General features: G+C 59.8%; 21 protein-coding genes. 14 read left to right on the top strand and 7 right to left on the bottom strand.

Going from position 1 to position 18798, the window contains the following annotated elements:
• Nucleotides 1-8 precede the first annotated feature (8 nt).
• Nucleotides 9-980, bottom strand: coding sequence for a type II secretion system F family protein (locus tag AC1DZ8_RS12285; protein ID WP_477303078.1), 972 nt, complete (start codon nt 978-980; stop codon nt 9-11).
• A complete protein-coding gene (locus AC1DZ8_RS12280; protein ID WP_477303080.1) occupies nt 980-2365 on the bottom strand; it encodes a CpaF family protein in 1386 nt (461 codons plus the stop codon). The genes AC1DZ8_RS12285 and AC1DZ8_RS12280 overlap by 1 nt, the downstream gene beginning before the upstream one ends.
• Nucleotides 2366-3180: 815 nt before the next feature.
• Between AC1DZ8_RS12280 and AC1DZ8_RS12275 the strand changes: the two genes are divergently transcribed.
• The 11 genes from AC1DZ8_RS12275 (at nt 3181) to AC1DZ8_RS12225 (ending at nt 12925) form a co-directional block, all read left to right on the top strand.
• Nucleotides 3181-4227 (top strand): phosphatase PAP2 family protein, encoded by a 1047-nt coding sequence (locus tag AC1DZ8_RS12275; protein WP_477400940.1) that lies wholly within the window; start codon nt 3181-3183, stop codon nt 4225-4227.
• A 467-nt stretch (nt 4228-4694) separates the two neighbouring features.
• Entirely contained in the window at nt 4695-4907 is a 213-nt protein-coding gene (locus AC1DZ8_RS12270; protein WP_477303084.1) for a Flp family type IVb pilin, read from the top strand.
• A 98-nt stretch (nt 4908-5005) separates the two neighbouring features.
• Complete coding sequence (cpaB, locus tag AC1DZ8_RS12265) at nt 5006-6064, top strand: Flp pilus assembly protein CpaB (RefSeq protein WP_477303086.1); 1059 nt, start codon at nt 5006-5008, stop codon at nt 6062-6064.
• Nucleotides 6065-6095: 31 nt separating this feature from the next.
• Entirely contained in the window at nt 6096-7541 is a 1446-nt protein-coding gene (locus tag AC1DZ8_RS12260; RefSeq protein ID WP_477303088.1) for a type II and III secretion system protein family protein, read from the top strand.
• Nucleotides 7528-7815: a hypothetical protein gene (locus tag AC1DZ8_RS12255; protein ID WP_477303090.1), complete on the top strand. Its 288-nt coding sequence runs from the start codon at nt 7528-7530 to the stop codon at nt 7813-7815. Before AC1DZ8_RS12260 ends, AC1DZ8_RS12255 begins: the two co-directional genes overlap by 14 nt.
• Nucleotides 7790-9391 (top strand): pilus assembly protein TadG-related protein, encoded by a 1602-nt coding sequence (locus AC1DZ8_RS12250; protein WP_477303092.1) that lies wholly within the window; start codon nt 7790-7792, stop codon nt 9389-9391. The genes AC1DZ8_RS12255 and AC1DZ8_RS12250 overlap by 26 nt, the downstream gene beginning before the upstream one ends.
• Nucleotides 9391-9939 (top strand): TadE/TadG family type IV pilus assembly protein, encoded by a 549-nt coding sequence (locus tag AC1DZ8_RS12245; RefSeq protein WP_477400938.1) that lies wholly within the window; start codon nt 9391-9393, stop codon nt 9937-9939. The genes AC1DZ8_RS12250 and AC1DZ8_RS12245 overlap by 1 nt, the downstream gene beginning before the upstream one ends.
• Nucleotides 9940-9941: 2 nt before the next feature.
• On the top strand, nt 9942-10592 hold the full coding sequence (locus AC1DZ8_RS12240) for a TadE/TadG family type IV pilus assembly protein (protein WP_477303096.1): 651 nt from the start codon (nt 9942-9944) through the stop codon (nt 10590-10592).
• Nucleotides 10589-11752, top strand: a complete 1164-nt coding sequence (locus tag AC1DZ8_RS12235; protein ID WP_477303098.1) for a CpaE/TadZ family protein — start codon at nt 10589-10591, stop codon at nt 11750-11752. Before AC1DZ8_RS12240 ends, AC1DZ8_RS12235 begins: the two co-directional genes overlap by 4 nt.
• The gene (locus AC1DZ8_RS12230; protein WP_477400936.1) at nt 11736-12335 is read left to right on the top strand and encodes a L,D-transpeptidase; all 600 of its coding nucleotides are present in this window, start codon (nt 11736-11738) and stop codon (nt 12333-12335) included. Before AC1DZ8_RS12235 ends, AC1DZ8_RS12230 begins: the two co-directional genes overlap by 17 nt.
• Complete coding sequence (locus tag AC1DZ8_RS12225) at nt 12332-12925, top strand: hypothetical protein (RefSeq protein WP_477400934.1); 594 nt, start codon at nt 12332-12334, stop codon at nt 12923-12925. The genes AC1DZ8_RS12230 and AC1DZ8_RS12225 overlap by 4 nt, the downstream gene beginning before the upstream one ends.
• A 122-nt stretch (nt 12926-13047) precedes the next feature.
• Here AC1DZ8_RS12225 and AC1DZ8_RS12220 read toward each other — a convergent pair whose 3' ends face one another.
• Nucleotides 13048-13719: a hypothetical protein gene (locus AC1DZ8_RS12220; protein ID WP_477303104.1), complete on the bottom strand. Its 672-nt coding sequence runs from the start codon at nt 13717-13719 to the stop codon at nt 13048-13050.
• Entirely contained in the window at nt 13719-14021 is a 303-nt protein-coding gene (locus tag AC1DZ8_RS12215; RefSeq protein WP_477303106.1) for a hypothetical protein, read from the bottom strand. The genes AC1DZ8_RS12220 and AC1DZ8_RS12215 overlap by 1 nt, the downstream gene beginning before the upstream one ends.
• 142 nt (nt 14022-14163) lie before the next feature.
• Here AC1DZ8_RS12215 and AC1DZ8_RS12210 point away from each other — a divergent pair, with 142 nt between their 5' ends.
• Entirely contained in the window at nt 14164-15573 is a 1410-nt protein-coding gene (locus AC1DZ8_RS12210; protein WP_477303108.1) for an ATP-binding protein, read from the top strand.
• Between the two features lie 227 nt (nt 15574-15800).
• Nucleotides 15801-16823: a glycosyltransferase family 4 protein gene (locus AC1DZ8_RS12205; RefSeq protein WP_477303110.1), complete on the top strand. Its 1023-nt coding sequence runs from the start codon at nt 15801-15803 to the stop codon at nt 16821-16823.
• A 6-nt stretch (nt 16824-16829) separates the two neighbouring features.
• Here the strand turns inward: AC1DZ8_RS12205 and AC1DZ8_RS12200 are convergent, their stop codons facing one another.
• The 3 genes from AC1DZ8_RS12200 to AC1DZ8_RS12190 all read right to left on the bottom strand — a co-directional run bounded on the left by AC1DZ8_RS12200 (nt 16830) and on the right by AC1DZ8_RS12190 (nt 18328).
• A complete protein-coding gene (locus AC1DZ8_RS12200) occupies nt 16830-17189 on the bottom strand; it encodes a tRNA-binding protein (RefSeq protein ID WP_477303112.1) in 360 nt (119 codons plus the stop codon).
• Nucleotides 17190-17208: 19 nt separating this feature from the next.
• Entirely contained in the window at nt 17209-17709 is a 501-nt protein-coding gene (locus AC1DZ8_RS12195; protein WP_006202532.1) for a type III secretion system chaperone family protein, read from the bottom strand.
• A gap of 316 nt (nt 17710-18025) precedes the next feature.
• A complete protein-coding gene (locus tag AC1DZ8_RS12190; protein ID WP_352510484.1) occupies nt 18026-18328 on the bottom strand; it encodes an accessory factor UbiK family protein in 303 nt (100 codons plus the stop codon).
• Between the two features lie 163 nt (nt 18329-18491).
• On the opposite strand from AC1DZ8_RS12190, the gene AC1DZ8_RS12185 reads away from it, so the two are divergent.
• Entirely contained in the window at nt 18492-18731 is a 240-nt protein-coding gene (locus tag AC1DZ8_RS12185) for a BrnA antitoxin family protein (RefSeq protein ID WP_477303114.1), read from the top strand.
• Nucleotides 18732-18798 lie beyond the last annotated feature (67 nt).

Below are 18798 nucleotides of genomic sequence, written 5' to 3'. Positions count from 1 at the left end.
TCGCTCCGCTAGATATCGAAGTTGACCATTCGATACATCATGTAGTCGCCCAACAGTGCCCAGCCCGCGGAAATTGTCATCGCCGGCAACATCAGCGGATTGTTCCAGACGGTGCCATAATAGGAGGGCGCGGTGACCTGAAGCGCCAGGAACATCACCACGGGAAACAAGGATATGATCCAGGCCGACATTCGGCCTTCCGACGTAAGCGCTTTGATCTTCAAGCGCAGTTTTTGCCGTTCACGCAGGACCGACGCAAGATTGCCCAGGATTTCGGTGAGATTGCCGCCGGTCTTGGATTGGATAGAGAGTGAGACCGACAGCAAATGCAAACCCTCGAAGCCGACCCGCTCCGACAGCTTCCGTACCGCATGCTCCAGGCTGAGACCGAACGTGATTTCGTCGGACACGATGCCGAATTCGGTTCCGAGCGGGTCGGGCATCTCACGTGCGACCAAGCTGATTGCCACCGATGCCGGATGACCGGCCCTCAGCGACCGTACGATCATGTCGAGAGCGTCAGGAAGTTGCTGGGCGAATTTGCGGATTCGCCTGTTGCGCGCTCGCCGCAGAACCAGCAAGGGCAGCACAAAGCCGATGACGAAAAAGGCCACGATCCCCAGAACCACCGGCAGGGCGGTCAGTAACCAGAGGAGAAGCCCTGCAACCGCTCCCGCCAACAGAAAGATCGTTGCGAAGAGGATTGGATTCCCCGTGGTACCCGACTGCGTATAAAGCCTGTTTAAACCTACTGCTCCGAAGAGGTAGTCGCCGGTGTTGGTCAAGCCTCGCTCGAGCAAAAGACCTTGCAGTGTCTGTTCTGCGGCCCCCTCCTCTCCGAGCCGCTTTAGTCGGCGATTGATAACTCCAACCCTTGCATGCCGCGCGGAATACGACACGTAGAGAGACTCGACCGCAAGGATCACCGAGGCGGCTGCCAATACGTAGATGAAATAAAGCAGGGTCTGTCCGGTCGGCATCACAGCGCAACCTGCGGATTGAATGCATCCTTTGCGAAATGATGTCCCAGCGTAGCCGCTTCCGGGGCAAAGCGCGGTCGGACACCCGTTGCCCGAAAATCTCCGATGATCGCGCCGTCGGCTGCGACATCACGCCGAACAAAATGATAGATTTCCTGGAGCTGTACGACATTGCCTTCCATGCCGGTCAGCTCCGATATGGAGACAACTCGCCTGCCGCCATCGGAAAGACGCTGCGTCTGCACGATGATGTCGATAGCGGATGCGATCTGTGCCCGGATGGCATCATGGGTCATCGGCATTCCGGCCATGCCGACCATCTGCTCCAGGCGCGATATCGCATCACGCGGCGTGTTGGCATGGATGGTGGTCATCGACCCCTCATGGCCGGTGTTCATGGCCTGCAGCATGTCGAAGGCTTCTTCGCCACGCACCTCGCCGACGATGATGCGGTCGGGTCGCATGCGCAGTGCATTCTTGAGCAGTTCGCGCTGGCGAACCTCACCCTTGCCCTCGGTATTGGGTGGGCGCGTCTCCAGCCGGCCCACATGCGGCTGCTGCAATTGCAGTTCAGCTGCATCCTCAATGGTGATCAAGCGCTCTTTCGAAGGGATGTAGCTGGACAACGCGTTGAGCAAGGTCGTCTTGCCGCTGCCGGTGCCGCCCGAGACCAGGATGGATTTGCGCGACTGCACGGCGATCCGGAGCAAGTCGACCATGGGCGGACGGATCGAGTTGAATGCCATCAGGCGTTCGAGCGAATAGGGGTTTTTCGAGAATTTTCGAATCGAGACCAGCGGGCCATCCACCGAGATCGGCCGCACCGCGATGTTGACGCGCGACCCGTCTGCCAGGCGGGCGTCGACCATCGGCGCGGATTCATCGACACGGCGGCCGATCGCCGAAACGATCTTGTTGATGATGCGCAGCAGATGCGCCTCGTCACGAAAACGGATCGGTGTTTCCTCGATCACGCCGCGCCGCTCAATGAAGACGCGGTTGTGCGTGTTGATCAGGATATCAGCGATGGAGTCGTCCTTGAGCAGCGGTTCGATCGGCCCCAGGCCAAGCATCTCGTCGGCGGTGTCGCTGGTCAATTGATCGAGTTCACGTGCATTCAGCGGCACGTTTCGACTGCGGACAAATTCCCGCACGATCGGCCTGATTTCGTTGAGTATCTCGTCCTTGGTTGCCGTTTCGAGCGCGGCCAGGTTGAAGCGGTCGATCAGATGGCGGTGGATCTCAACCTTGAGCGTCAGGAAGTCGTCGCCATGTGGTTCAAAGTCTGGCGTCGGGATCGGTGTCGCATTTGACACCGCCACAGCGATCAGTGGCGGCGCTTCCGCCCGCGGCTCATTCGGTCCTTTGATAAAGCGACCCAACATCGCTGAAGCCCCCTTGAAATTCCCCGGGATCAGAAACTAAGCGTTAACCAAGAGAGGCACAAGCGCCGAGCGAGGCGCTGAACGCTTATTACTTACAACATAGTTAAAGCTGGCGCGCAAAAAAAATCGTTTTTGTTCCAACGCTGCGCTCAGCCGCCATCACGAACCATCCCCGACTTTCGACGTCACGAAATATTTCACATCGCAACAAACGGCATGCCGGCGAGAGCTCGTCGTAAGCCATTAGATATAAATGAATATGGTGATTGGCTAATATGACTCCCTTTCCGCCGTAGAATGCGGTCAAATGGTGGATGGAAGATTGATGACGCTTGAGAAATCAGCCGAATCAAACTCTTGCTAGAGTTAAATTGGCCCTTGAACTCAATTCTCAGGTATTTGAGGGTCAACAGACAGTTAATCTGTTTGACTTTGCTTTTTTGTACGACCTAGGATTGGGGTGATGCGGGATGCTTGAGCACGGATTTCATCCTTGGTTTCGGCGTCGCTGCATCGTTGCCAGGACACGGGCCGCCATCAGGGTCCTCGGGAAAACCAGCTGCGCGGATGCCACTGCACGCCGTCGCCTCGGAGATCGACACCATATATCATTAACCGGGGACCGCTAATGTATCCGCGAACCGGGGGTGTCATCCAATGTTCGATCGGCAGATAGTCCTGATAGTCCTTGCAGGCGCGATTATCGGATCGTCGGCGGTCGGCGTTGAACACTACGCGACAACACCGGCCAAATCGCAGGCAGTCACCTATGACCCACCACCGCTTCCAATGATCAAGAAGAAGCCCGTCCGAAAATGGAAATGGCGCCTGACTTAGCGGAACACTCCGCAATCCGTCCCCGCCTCGCCCCATCTGCGAAACTGGCATGCATTGCCCTGCTGTATGCCGGAGTCGCGGCATGCCTCTTCACGCGATCGTACCTTTCGGCTTTCGGCGACACTCGCCTGGTACTCTACTACTTGCTTCTGCCGCCGATGATGCTTGTTGGGCTAGCCGTCGCCGGAATGATCAACAGGCCCAAATCTCCTCTCAGCTTCGTCCGCGACAAGCTGGTTTTGCGCGGCATCGGGGCCATCTCGACCATCGCTATCTTCATTGTATGCGTCGCAGCCTTCACGGCCTACAAGCACGACTTGTCCGACATGGTCACTTTCTTTGCCGATCCGTGGCTTGCCCGGATCGACGCCGCCGTTCATTTTGGTGATCCTTGGCGATGGACTCGATTGGTCCCCGTCGCCGCGCCGATCGATCGGGTGCTCTACATACTCTATTCCCAGTTCTGGATCATACAGCTTGCAATGGTTGTCCTGCTTGCGGCCTGGCTGGAGCGGCCCGACGCACGTCAACGATATTTCGTCGCGTTGATGACCATGGCCATCGTGCTGGGTATTGGCCTACGAGTTTTAGGTTCGTCGGCTGGGCCTATCTTCTATGACCGGATTTTCGCTGGATCGCGCTTCGTCGATCTGATGTCAGCGTTGAAAGATAGCAACGCCGGCCCGGATACGCTGAAAATCAGCGACTATCTCTACGCTTCTTACACGACCAATCGAGCCGTTGTCGGCAGCGGCATATCGGCAATGCCGAGCTTTCATGTGGCAATCGTCACCTTGAATGCCCTGTTCCTTTGGAGCCTCAACCGTTGGGTTGGCGCCGCGGCGTGGGCATACGCCGCCGTGATCATGTTCGGCTCCGTCTATTTCGGCTGGCACTACGCCGTCGACGGCTATGTCTCGATTTTGGCAACCTTGCTGATATGGCGCTTTGCAGGACATGTTCGTTCAGCTGACCCCGACGCGCGACCTCTCAAAGCCGAGCCAGCAAGCCCAAACGATCAATAGAACCAAGGGGTAAGGCCGCAGGGCACAATGGCGCCTCTCGTTACTTGCCGAAATTAAAGAGCCAGACCAAAAAAAATCGTTTTATTTTGAAACTCTGCATGGGCAAACATACCCCGACCTCAACTCACGAAACATTTCCCATCGTGACAAGCGCTGTGGCGGCGAATGAGTGCCATAAGCCTTTAGATATAAAGGATTATGCAGACTGGCTAATATGAGGACCCGTTTGCCCCCAGCGTGGCATAATTGTGAACGAATGGTTAAAGCGGCTTGAAAAATTAATCAAATCAAGCTCTTGTCTGAATTGATGCCGCTCCGAATCAGGTATGGGAAGGTAAACGAATTGTTAATCCGTTTGACTCTGCTTTTTCGCGGGACCTAGGATTGAGGTGACGGGGGATGCTGGGTATGGGGTTCATCCTTGGCTCTGTCTCGTCGGGTTCAAACCTCCAAAGGGAGAAATTGGCATGAAGAAGCTCATGACGATGGCCCGGCAGTTCCGAGAAGACGAAAACGGCGCTGCTATGGTCGAATATTCTATCCTGGTCGGCATCATCGCCACCGCATCTATTCTGATCATCGTCGGCATCGGTTTGTGGGTGACCGGACGTTTCACCGCCCTCTGCAATGGTCTGAATTCTGGACCTGGCAGTTGCGCCGTAGGTGGCACGGGTAGCTAATTACTCGCGCTCTCCTCAGGCCCGGACAGGGGGTCCGGGCCTGAGGTCAGCCGCCGGACAAGCGCGGCTGATTTAACAAGCCTCCTGGGGTTGGGGTCATGCGCGCAAATACAATCATAATGATCATCCTTGCCGGCGTATTCGGAGTGCTGGCGGTTGTGCTCGCCAATATCTGGCTGGCCAACCAGCGCAGTGCCATTGCACAGACAGGCGAGGTCCCTCGCGATACCGTGGTCGTAGCGTCAGTGCCGCTGAAGTTTGGTGACACACTGTCCGCCGATAAATTGCGCGAAGTCGCATGGCCGACGGGCGCGGTTCCGACTGGCGCCTTCAAGACAACAAAGGACCTGCTGGCCGGAGAAGGTTCGAAGCAGGCGCTGCAGGCGATCGGCGTCAACGAACCAATTCTCGCCAACAAGATCACCGGTCCCGGCCAGCGCGCCACGCTTTCGGCAGTGCTCGGCGAAGGCATGAAAGCCGTTTCCATCAGGGTCAACGACGTGCTTGGCGTCGCCGGATTCGTCTTCCCGGGCGACCGTGTCGATGTCCTGCTGACACGCACGGTGCGCAATGCTGACGGTGCGGATCAAAGTTTTGTCGATGTGCTGTTGCAGAGCATGAAGGTGCTCGCCGTCGACCAGGTCGCCGATGAGAGCAAGGACAGCCCTACCGTCGTCAAAGCGGTGACGCTCGAAGTCAGCACCAAGGATGCGCAGAAGCTTACCTTGGCCGCTGGCGCGGGCCAGTTGTCGCTGGCGCTTCGCCAGGCAGCCGCCAGCAAGGGCGAGACGACCGAACGCGTCACGGTGTCAGACCTGACTGCCGAAACGCCGGCCGACATCGCTGCCAAGCAGGCCGAACTCGACAGGAAGGCTGCAGCTGATGCTGCGGCCGCAGCGGAGCGCAAGCGTGCCGACGACAAGATCGCCGGATTGGCCCAGGCCGTGGAACGAGTGGGAAGCCGCCTCGATGAGCTAGGCAAAGTGAAGCCGGCACCGGTCGTTGCGGCGGCACCCGCCCCGCAGGAGGTCGTCAAGGAAGTGGTCAAGTATGTGCAGCCGGAGCCGCCGACGATGGCGACGGTTGGGGTTTTTCGGGGTGTGAAGCTCGAATCCTATGAAGTGCCGCGACAAAAATCAGAAGGTGCGGTAAATTAAGGCTGCGAAGCAGCATTTTAGGGAGACGAGAATGCGGGGGTTTTGGTTGAGGATGGCGGCGGCCGCGCTGTCCTGTATGGCGGTGCCACTGACGTGGAGTCTTGCCGCCGAAGCAGCCGACCGCTTCATCGACGTATCGAACCCGAGCGTCCATCGCATCTTCCTGCCCATGTCACAGTCTGTGACGCTCCAGGTGAGCGCCAATCTCGGCGATATCGTTGTCGGCGACGAGAAGATCGCCGATGCCCAGCCGATGACCGACCGGACGCTGTATGTCATCGGCAAGAGCGCCGGCACCACCACGGTCAATCTCTTCTCTCCGGAAAAGCGCTCGCTCGGCGTCATCCAGATCGAAGTGGGCGTCGACGTCAGCGACATGGCGCAGGCGATCCGCCAGGTGGCGCCCAAGGCGCGCATCGAGATCGGCTCGATCAACGGCAAGGTCAGGCTTGGCGGCCATGTCAAGGATGGCGCCACGCTGGCGTCGATTCTTGAGGTCGCGCAGCAGTATGGCCCCGACTCCATCATAAATTCCGTCATTGTCGACGACAGTCAGCAGGTCAATCTGGAAGTGCGCGTGCTGGAAGCCAAGCGCAACGCCGGCCGCGATCTCGGCGTGTCGATCAGGAGCACGAACGGCAGCGGCACGACACGCGCCGCAACCGGCATCGCCACCGTCGACAAGGACAATTTAGTGCTCGGCCCGGGCGATCTGCTCACCGGCCTGCTGTCGACCAGCAATCCCTTCGCGGCGCTGATCACCCGCGTCATTGACAGCAACATCAAGGTCGACCTGATCATTGAAGCGCTTGAGGCCAAGGGCGTCGTGCGCACGCTCGCCAATCCCAATCTAACAACGCTTTCCGGTGAACCAGCCAGCTTCAACGCCGGCGGCGAAGTCCCTATCCGTGTCGTCGGCAATGATGGCCAGGTAACCATCACGTACAAGCAATTCGGCGTAAATTTGCTGTTCACACCAATCGTGCTCGACGACGGCAAGATCCATATGAAGCTGGCGCCGGAGGTTAGCGATCTGACCGGCTTCACCACCGCCGGCGACCCGATCTTCACCAACCGCAAGCTTGATACCGTTGTCGAATTGCGCGACGGCCAGAGCTTTGCGGTCGGAGGGCTGCTGTCCAGCAAGACCACCAAGCTGCAGGAACAGGTGCCGTGGCTCGGCCAGGTGCCGGTCATCGGGACGTTGTTTCGAAATTCGAGCAACCAGAAGGAAGAGACCGAACTGGTGGTCATCGTCACGCCGCACGTCGTGCGGCCGGTCAAGCCCGGCGAACAACTGGCGACGCCGTTCGACAAGACACGGCCGGCCAACGATCCGGAATTCTTCGTGCTCGGTCAGCTCGAAGTGAACAAGGATATGATCCGCAAATATGAAACGGGCGACGGCGTGACTGGCCCCTATGGCCACATGCTGGACTTCAAATCGAAGGACAAGATGCTCTATGTCAAGAAATAGTGTCCTGATCCTCATTCTGTGCGCCGGTGCACTATCGGGGTGCGCCGCGGACTATCTCAACCACTACGACACGGTGACCTTGGCCGCCGGCGACACACAAAAATTCAATTCGCTGGCGCAGACGGTAGACCCGTTCAATCCGAACGCGAAGAACACACATATCGAAGGCGACGGCACGCGCGCTGCGCTTGTTGCCCGCAACTACAAATTTCCGCCGCCACCGCCGCCGCCGCCGGCGATCACGGTGAATGTCGGCACGCCGACCACGAACTGAACAGAAGGATGCGGTTTTAATAGGCGCCAGACGAACGAGGGGTTCTGGGGCCAGGGGAGCTGAGAGTAACGCCATGTTGCGAATTGTTCGCGCGTTCTGGCACGATCAGAGGGGTATAGCACTCATCCTGGTCAGCATCATGTTGCCGGCGATCGTCGGCTTCTCGCTGTTGGTGATCGACGCAAGCCGGGTCAACAATCTCCACAACGATCTGCAGAAGGCGGCTGACGCCTTTTCGCTGGCTGGGGCCGCAGAGCTTGATGGCCTGCCCGGTTCCTGGGCAAGGGCCGAGCGCGCCATGGCGACGCTGGTCGACAATGAAAGCAATTTCTCGAATTCGGGCCGGTTCACGTTGACCTCCGGGCAACCGGGCGGCACGACGCGATGCAACACCGCCGGGAACATCTCCTGGTGTTTTCTGAAGGCGATCCCAGCCGCCGACGGTACGAAGATAACGACGGCCAACCAGGCAACTTATCTTGCCAATGCGGATCCTGTTATTGGCGAGGATGAGACCAAATTCGTTCAAGTCACTGTCGCACCGACCGGCTTCAGCGCCTTTTTCCCGGTTTCGTTCCTGTCGAGTTCGGCGAGCGGTTCATTCAGTGTCGGCGCGGTTTCCGTCGCGGGCTTCACGTCGGGTGTTTGCGAGTATACGCCCGTTTTCATGTGCAACCCATATGAGGACACAAGCATCACCGGCGGCGTCACATTGGAACAGGCGGCGCAAACCAGGCAATACCGTCGTCGCCAGATCAAGCTGCGCGGAGACGGGTCTTACTTTCCAGGCAATTTCGCTTTCCTGGCTTCGCCTTTCGGCAACGGCGCCAATCAGCTCGAAAAGATGCTGGCCGACTCCAAGCCACAGAATTGTTATTCGCGCGATGGCGTCGACACGGAACCGGGACAGAATTCCGGTCCGGTGAAAGATGGCATCAACTCGCGCTTCGGCATCGATGCGTCATCGTTTTCGGACGGGCCTGGGGTCAATGTGCGCAAGGGTGCCATAAACTGGGATCAATTTGTCAAGGACAACAAGGTCGACTACCAAACAGACCCGACCAAAGGCATCGGGCTGGAGCGCGACTCGTGTCAGATCGCCGGCAACTGCACCTTGATGGGTGGCCGCATGGGCGCCGGCGACTGGAACTTCGCGCGCTACTGGGCCGCCAATCACCCGACACGCACCGTGCCGGCGGCTTTGTCCGGCACTGGCGCCGATCTCCCGACGCGGTATGAAGTGTATCGCTACGAGATCGACAACAACATCGTTTCGGACGCGTCCGTTGGCGGCGAAAGAGGCACGCCTCCTGCTGGGGCCGGCACTCCGATCTCAATCCCTGACCGCCGGTTGCTTTACGGCGCAATCCTGGACTGCAATGCGCTCAGGGCATCAGGCATGAATTTCAGCGGCCGCCAGACGGGCATTCCGGCCAGGAGATTTGCCAGTTTCTTTATCACAGAGCCCATCATCGACGGTAAGGATATCATGGTGGAACTCGTCGACATCACAGGCAGGGGCGGTAGCGGTACGCTCGACAACTACCTGCGCGACGAAGCCCAGCTTTACCGGTGATGACGATGATCAGCTTCCTGTTCCGTCACCTCGACAGATTTCGACGCGACCGGCGTGGTACCGCACTTGTCGAAATGGCATTGATCGCGCCGGTGCTGCTGCTTCTGTCGGCGGGCGTGTTCGAATTCGGCAACCTGATCCATGACAAACTGCTGATGGAGGCAGGACTTTCGGACGCAGCCCGCTTCGGCGCGCGTTGCAACAGCAAGATGTACACCGATGCTGGGCTTGCTGCGATCAACTGCGCCGACATCGCTGCCAACATAGCGGTCTTCGGCAATGCGGGAGGCACAGGCAACCCGCGCATCAGTGGCTGGCAGAAATCGGGGGGCACATCCAACAACGCGACAGTGACAATTGCTGCTGTCGCTGACTGTCATGACGCCGTCGTTGCCGGCGTCACCGAATACCGCTCCACTGTTGCGCAAGTATGCATCGTCAGGGCTACGGCATCCTATCCCTATAGCGACATCGGTATGCTGTCGCTATTTGGCCTCGGCCCGATCACTTTGAGAGGATTTCACGAGGAGCGGTTGATCCGGTTCTGAAGATGATCAGGCGTTTCGCAAAATCGGAGGACGGCGCGGCGGCGGTGGAAATGGCCATCGTTTCGACGCTGCTGTTTACGCTGACGCTGGGCTTCGTCGATTTCGGCTATGCGCTCTACCAATGGAATGCCGCAACCAAGGCAGTCCAAATTGGTGCGCGACTGGCTTCGATCTCCGATCCAGTCGTAACCAATCTGACCGCTGCCGCGCCCACCACGACGCCAGGCGCGCCGGTTATCGCCGGCGCGTATGGCCCCTTTGTCTGCAGATACACCGGAACCACGGGCGCTTGCAGCAACGGCGGCACGTTCAACGCCACCAATTTCAGCCGCATATTCCGGGGCGACACGGCTGTCACCAACAACGACGACTGTCCGGACATCACGGCAGCCCAGCGGGCCACCATGCGGCTAGGCATGTGCCATTTCTTCCCCGGCCTGCTGCGCAGCAATGTCGTTATCACATATGCCGCCACTGGCCTCGGCTACCAGACGCGGCTGGGCGGCCCGGTCCCGACGATCACGGTCAGCCTGCAGAACATGACCTACCAGTTCTTCTTCCTGGGTGGGCTGATGACACGGTTCACCTCCCTCACCATGCCCTCCATGCTGAGCACGGTCACGGGCGAAGACATGAAGGTCTCGTATCCATGAATGCTATCAACACCAAGGTTACACCGACCAAGCGAAAGCAGGTGGCGCTGTTCTCGTCGGATGCGAACTTCAAGCGCGATGTGGCGACGCGGCTCGATGCGCTGGCGATCTATGATGTCAGGGTTGCCGAGACGAGCGACTTCCTCAAGGGGCCACCCGCCGACACGCGCCCCGGCATCGTCATCCTCGACCTTGGCAATGGCGAGTTGCTCGGCAGGCCTGGCATCGTCGAGGCGCGCGCCCTGTGGGCTACCGTGCCGCTGATCGCGGTCTCCGACGAGCTGTCGTCGGAGCAGACGCGTGTGCTGGTGCGCATGAACGCTTCGGACTGGCTGCACAAGCCGCTCGACGGCAAGGAACTGCTGAACGCCGTGACCTTCCACGACACCGGCAACCAGGGAACGAAAAGCCGGATCATCACCTTCATCAGCGCCAGCGGCGGCGCCGGCGCGACGACGCTCGCTTTGTCGGCGGCCGAATACCTGGCATCGAAATCGAAAGAACGCGGGGCTTCCACCTGTCTGGTCGACCTCGATTTCCAGAGCGCCAATTGCGGTGCCTATCTCAACCAGTTCAACCAGTTCGACCTCGGCGGCATCATCGGCCAGCCGGAGAGGCTCGACGTCGAGCTGATGGATGTCATCAAGCTCTCGCGCCCATCCGGGCTGACGCTTTATTCCTTCGAGAGGCCGCAATTGCCTTTCGAATCGCAAGGCAGTGATTTTGTCTTCCGGCTCCTCGACCTCGTCGCCTACCGGTTCGACGACATCGTCATCGACCTGCCGAACATCGAGACGCCCTGGCACCATTCGGTGCTGTCGACGAGCGATGAGATCTTCATCGTCTTCGAACTCAACGTCGCCTCGCTGCGGCAAGGCAAGCGACTCTACAAGAAAATCCGTGAGTTGCGTGGCAATGCCGTCAGCGTCACGCTGGTCGCCAACAAGCACAAGCGCAAATGGTTCGGGAACCACTTTTCGCGCAGCGAGCTGGAAAAGATTTTCAAGGCACCGCACATCAAATCGGTCGCGCTCGACAATGCGCTTCTGGCCGATGCGTTGAACCGTGCTATCCTGCCTGCCGAGGTGGATGGGCGTGCGCGCTTCAACAAGGACCTGAAGCGGATGTTCAAAGAGCGGCTCGATGACGCTGCCAAATAGGTATCGGCCAAGTAAGTATCGGATTGGCCCAGTCTTGGCCTGCGCGATGGGTATGGCGCTGGCGATGTCGGCGCAGGACTTCGCCAGCGCGCGATCGGCACTTTCCGATCGGCCGCCGCTGCCGGCAATGGGCCCCAGCCTGCGCAAGACTGTTGCCTTCGAAACCACGGAACAGCCCGGAACGATCATTATCCGCAAAGATGAGAAAGCGCTCTATCTGGTAACCCGGCAAGGCCAGGCGCTTCGCTATCAGATCAGCGTCGGACGCGACGGATTTGGCTGGACAGGGGTCGTCAAGGTGGGGGCGAAGACAGAGTGGCCGGAATGGCGCCCACCCCGCGAAATGCGCGCCCGCCAGCCGGACCTGCCGCAAATGGTGCCGGCTGGTCCCTACAATCCACTCGGCGCCAGGGCGCTCTATCTGCTTCGCGACGGGCGTGACACGCTCTATCGGATTCACGGAACCAACGATCCCAAAGGGGTTGGCTTCGACGGAACATCGGGGTGTTTTCGCCTGACCAACACCGATGTGATCGATCTCTTCAAACGCGTCGCGGTCGGCGCAAAGGTGGTGGTTCAATGACCATGATCAGCGAACCGGACATGCCGGCAATCGAGATTGGGACAGCAACCCGCACTGGAGAGCAGGCTGTCGTTGGAAAACCGGGCGACAGAAGCATTATCGGCGCGGTCATCATCGGCACGTCCCTGATCACCTTGGTGAATGTGGTAGCCGCGGTTTATCTCTCCCGCGGCATCAGCGATATGCGCTCTCTGGAAGCGCGCCTGGAACAACTCGGCACGTTCGAACAACGAATCGGGGGCCGGCTGGACACAGTCAACAACGGTTTTCAGAGTCGATTTGAAAAGCTCGACAGCCAACTGCAGAGCAGTTTTGGTGAAATCAACAGGAGCATAGCCCGCCTGGAACAGAACCAGCCTGTTGCCGGTGACGACGTCGTGTCGAGCGCAGCGGAACCGTCGATGGTCGCGGCCAACGCCGTGGCTGAGGCACCCGCCGCTCTCGATGGTGAAGACGCGACCGAGCCCAGCGTTGTCGATGCGCCGTCTGCTCCGAAAAAGAGGACCGTAGCTGTAGCACCTGCCCCAAGCCCCAACTACCAGCGCATACAACAGGCCGACGGCAAGGTTTACTACAAAAAGATCAACTAGGACCGTTCCGGGAAAAAGTGTGACGCGCTTTCCCCGAGGAACCGCATCAAAACAAAGAGATGGAGCGTTTCGCTGTTTCCGTGAAACAGTGAAACGCTCAAGCGTCGGAAACGTGGGGCTGCCTAGTAATCTCGCTGCAGAGCAACAAGCCTCGCGGCCAGCGCTTCATACCGCTGTAGGGCTTCGCTGAGGAAGACAACATGACAGTAGGCACATGCTGTCAGGCCCAGAATTAGCACAACGCTATTCTTCAGGGTAAAATCGACCATTAGCGAGAATGGAAGCCCCCCGGGGACCGTGAATGAGGCGATCGTGCTCGCTGTTTCGGATTGACTGGTGACGGCGATCATCAGCCCGGCGAAAAGCAGGGCGGCGTGATTTGCAAGGAAGAAGAATGCCGACGACTTTCTTGTGCGGCACGCCATCCAGCAAACGATCGACGCGGCAGCCAGGATGGCGGCATCAACGACCATCGACGCTCCCAGATAGAGATCGATCTGTTGCCAGAACATCGTCGACAGCGGCCTTAGTTCAAGCCAGATCCGCCACATTGTGGGACTGGCCGGATAGGCTCCCAGCAAGAAGGTCGCCAGGCGCTCCCCTGCCAGAATCAGCAGGATCAGAGCCGGGAAGGCAAAGAGCAGTATCGACTTGCGCTTCATGTCACCCTCGACAATCTGCCATTCAAGATAGATTGCAGAGATTACGCGAGGCTTAACGGAGCGTTGCTGGTCCTGCGGCAGGGTGGCCAGCTGCGAATTGCAGCCTGCAAGTCGGAAGAAACCATTCCCCATCAGTTGTTTTGGCTGAGCACGAGCGTCACCACCTCGGGCTCAACTCGTTGCAGACATCGTTGCGGAATATTGGGCCACGTCGCCTTGGCGCATCCGTCGTCTTCGCCTGGCGCCAGCGCAAGCCAGCGTTCTGACTTAAGCGCTTGCTCGGTGGTCGACAGGAACACCTGTGTAGCCAGCGCAGACGCTATGGATACCTGGACGAAGATAAGGGCGTAGGCAAATCGTCTGATCATCCGCTCGCAACGCTCAATCCGCGAAGAGGTTCCAACGTGGCAGCGCACAGGTGTACGCTTGATCACGATTCTTGCGCTTCTGTGCCCTACCGGTCATAGGCCGCCATGCCACGGCTGTTCCAGAGCGGCAGCCTGGAATAGAATGCCAGCGACGGTCGCCGTTTGGCCATAGACGAGTGCCATCGACGAGCGACCAGCGGAAGGACACATGGCGACCACGCAACTGGAACGGCCGGACGGTTTTGGCGCGCGCATATCACGCGCGCTGAAAGCCATGCCGCGCGCCTGGAAGCGGTTCTGGCGGCTGGTCGCGCTCTATATGCCGAAGCGGCTTTATGCCCGCTCGCTGATCATCGTCATTGCGCCGATGATCCTGCTGCAATCGGTCGTCGCCTTCGACTTCATGGAACGCCACTGGGCAACGGTGACGCGGCGCTTGTCGCAGGCCACCGTGAGCGACATCGCCGCCATCATCGACATGATCGAGACCTATCCGCACGACGGCGACTACGCCAACATCATCCGCATCGCGCAGGACCGCATGCAGCTGAAGGTCGACCTTCTGCCGCCCGACCCGCTGCCGGCGCCCGGGCCGAAGCCCTTCTTCTCGATCCTGGACGACGTCCTTTCCACCGAAATCACCCGCCAGATCAACCGCCCGTTCTGGATCGACACCGTCGGCAATTCCAACATCGTCGAGGTGCGCATCCAGCTCGAGGGCAAGGTGCTGCGCGTCTTCGTGCGCCGCAGCCAGGCCTATGCCTCCAACACCCACATCTTCCTGATCTGGATGGTCGGCACCTCGCTGGTGCTGCTGACCATCGCCATTCCTTTCCTGCGCAACCAGATCCGGCCGATCCTGTCTCTGGCCGAGGCCGCCGAAAGCTTCGGCAAGGGCCGGCCGATGCCGCGCGACTTCCGCCCCCGCGGCGCCGAGGAGGTTCGCCGCGCTGGCTTTGCCTTCATCCAGATGCGCGAGCGCATCGAACGCCAGCTCGAACAGCGCACCGCCATGCTGACCGGCGTCAGCCACGATCTCAGAACCATCCTCACCCGCTTCAAGCTGCAGCTGGCGCTGGCCGGCGGCAAGCCCGAGACCAAGGCAGCGCTCAACCAGGACATCGACGACATGCAGTCGATGCTGGAAGGCTATATCGCCTTTGCCCGCGGCGAGGCCTCGGAAGATGCCGGCCATTTCGATCTGGAGGCCTATTTCCAGAAGCTCGGCGAGGAGGCGTCGCTGCACAAGCGCAAGCTGTCGACCGTGCTTGCCGGCGACCCCGACGTGCATGTGCGCCCGCACGCTTTCGCCCGGCTGTTGTCCAATGTCGCCGGCAATGCCTTGCGCTATGCCAAGACGGTGGAGATCAGCGCCAATCACGGCCGTGGCTCGCTCGTCGTCACCATCGATGATGACGGTCCGGGCATACCGATGGAAAAGCGCGAGGACGTGTTCAAGCCGTTTGTGCGGCTCGACGAGGCCCGCAATCTCGACGCCAGCGGCACCGGCCTTGGCCTCTCCATCGCCCGCGACATTGCCCGCAGCCATGGCGGCGACATCATGCTGGACGACAGCCCGCTCGGCGGCCTGCGGGCCGTGATCACGGTGCCTGCCTGATCAACGCATGATCCACCAGGCGGCTCGGCCAAAAACCACCTTCATCCGCCCGTCATGAAACCATGGTCAAGAGCGCGCATGAAGCGCGCGACCTCAGTTGATTCGGCTCAGCCGCCTCACTTCGACCTCGTGCCTGCCCGGGTGCGCTGGAGCGAAGCGAGGGCAGCCGCGTGGGTGCCGTTCCGCCATCGCAACAAGGCAACCGACGATCCGAGCAAAGGACCGCCATGCGCATACTGATGGTCACCGACGCCTGGCGCCCACAAGTCAACGGCGTCGTCCACACGCTGGAGCGGCTCACCGAAACGCTGAAATCCTTCGACGTCGCGGTCGACTTCCTGACCCCGAACATTTTTCGCACCTTGCCCTTGCCGACCTATCCCGACATTAGGCTGGCCCTGACCACGCCCGGCCATGTCGCGCGGCTGATCGATCAGCGCAAGGCCGATCATATCCATATCGTCACCGAGGGACCGCTCGGCATCATGGCGCGGCGCTATTGCCGCAACGCCGGCCGTCCCTTCACCACCAGCTATCACACCCGTTTTCCGGAATATCTCAGCGCCCGCCTGCCGGTGCCGGAGAGCTGGGCCTATCGCTGGCTGCGCGATTTCCACAATTCGGGGCAAGGCACGCTGGTCGCCACCCAGTCGCTGGCCGATGATCTCGCCGCGCGCGGTTTCAACAAGCTCAGGCCCTGGACGCGCGGCGTCGACACCGATCATTTCCGTCCGGACAAGAAGAAGGACCTCGGCTTTCCCGGCCCGGTGTTCCTGTGCGTCGGCCGTGTCGCGATTGAAAAGAACCTGGGCGCCTTCCTCGATCTCGACCTGCCCGGCAGCAAGGTGATCGTCGGCGAGGGGCCGGAACTGGCCAAGCTCAAGGCGAAATATCCGCAGGCGCATTTCCTTGGCCACCGTCCGAACGACGAACTGGCCGAAATCTATGCCTCGGCCGACGTCTTCGTTTTCCCCAGCCGCACCGACACGTTCGGCAACGTCATCATCGAGGCGCTGGCCAGCGGCACGCCGGTCGCCGCCTACCCGGTCACCGGCCCGATCGACATTGTCGGCGACGGCATTGGCGGCGCGGTGTCGACCGATCTGCGCAAGGCCTCGCTGGCCGCGCTCAATGTTGACCGCGCCGAGGCGCGCGAACGCGCCATGCGCTACAGCTGGAAAGCCTGCGCCGAAATGTTCATGGACACGGTGGAAGAGGCGCTTGGCACCAAGCGCAAGCTGGCAGCCTGACGATCGTTAGAACAGCCTGCCGCCGTCCGGCACCTTGCGCTCAATGGCGCCGAGCACCACGGCGCCTTCCTCATCGGGGAAGCCCAGCGTCAGCACTTCCGACATGAACGGGCCGATCTGGCGCGGCGGGAAATTCACGACGGCAAACACCTGCCGTCCCACAAGAGTTTCCGGCGCATAGTACTTCGTGATCTGCGCCGAGGATTTCTTCATGCCGATATCCGGGCCGAAATCGATCTTCAACTTGAATGCGGGCTTGCGCGCCTCGGGGAAAGGCTCGGCTTCGACAATGGTGCCGGCACGGATGTCGACACGATCAAAATCGGCAAAGCTTATCTCAGGCTTGCGCGCGCTGCTCGAACTCATCTTCTTTTCTTAGCGACGATCAGGCGTTGCCATAGGTCTCGAACAGGACGCCCGCCAGCGCGTCCTTGGCCGAGGTTCCGGACCAGACGACGAACTGGAAGGCCTGGAAATAGCATTCGCAGGCTTCCAGCGCCGACGACAAAAGCACCTCGACCTGCTGGCTCGACGGTTCGACCCCGCCGGCGAGCAGCAGTGACTGGCGAAACATGATCGCGCCCTCCTGCTCCCAGAGGTCGAAATGTCCAAACAGCATCTGCTCGTTGATCAGCGACAACAGCCGCATCACTTCCAGCGCGCGCGCTTCCGGCACCTTGATGTCGAAAGCGCAGGCCAGATGCAGCGCCTCGAAATCCTCCATCCACGAGAAGGAGACGTGATAGTCGGTCCAGCTGCCGGCAACCGAGATCGAAATCTCGTCATCGCCGGCCCGTTCGAAGGACCAGTCATTGTTATGGGCCACCTGCTCGATGACATCCACCGGATGGATTTCGCGGGAGAATTCGAGTTCGAGAAGTTCCATGGAATGCTTCCTGTGTTCAGGGGAGCGCCACACGCTCCGCGGGGCACACACGACGAACAATCTTGTCTAGAACTCGGACGGCCAGGACTTCACGACACAAAGACCCCGGACCGGACCCCACCGCCCGGCCGCATGACCCTGCTCCGAATCATGCAACAAATTCAGTCTATTGATCGGGAGTCGCGTGAACAGCCTAATTTTTCGCACTGCGTCATCAGCATGTGGAAAGGCGCTGTCACAAAGATTCATGCATTGCCGGTAAACGATTCACGGCAAAGCACTTTTTCGGATTGTGCTTTGTGGAAAAGTTTAAAGATTATTTTTTTGCTTTGGGCTTTGCCGCAGCCGCCGGTGCGGCCTGTCCGGTCAATTCGGCAAGCCTGGCCTCGAGCGCATCGATGCGGGCGGCCAGCCTGGTGTTTTCTTCCCGGGCCTTTGCGGCCATCTCGCGGGCGGCCTCGAACTCCTCGCGCTGCACCACGTCCATGGTATTCAGGATGCGCTCGGCCTGCCCCTTGAAGGCAGTCTCTACTTCGCGGCGCACCCCTTGCGCGGCACCCGCGGCGTCGGTCATCAGCTTGGCGAATTCATCGAGAATGCGGTTCGGTCCGGTCGACATGGCAAATCCTCGCTTGCTCGAATTGACGTAGTGGCACTGCCTGCGGAATGCAAGAACGTTGCGATGGCTGCGGCATCGCGGCCTATACGTGATGGCGCGACGTCGCCTATTGTAGTGCTTTCAAGTCGGCTTGCGTCAAGCCGCCCTCACTCAGGATCACCCCATGGCAACGCCCCCGCGCCGACCGACAAATCCGATGGAAGCCGCTGAAGCGGCCTTCAAGCCGATCAAAAAAGCCGCCCCTCCCATTCGCGAAGCGTCGGCCGCACCAAACGTCAGGGAGCTTGTTTCGATCAGGATCGACCGGGCCGTGTTGGATCATTTCCAGGAGGATGGTCCCGGCTGGCAGGACAGGATCAACGACGCGCTCAGGCAATTGGTCGCCGACAAGCCGCAGCGCTAAGCCACCACCTGCGACGATCAGGCAGCCGTCACCTTGCCTTGACCCTGCCAAAACCCTGCCGCATGGT

This window comes from Mesorhizobium sp. P2_F7, assembly GCF_056403695.1.
This window is presented reverse-complemented; position numbering and strand designations above follow the sequence as displayed.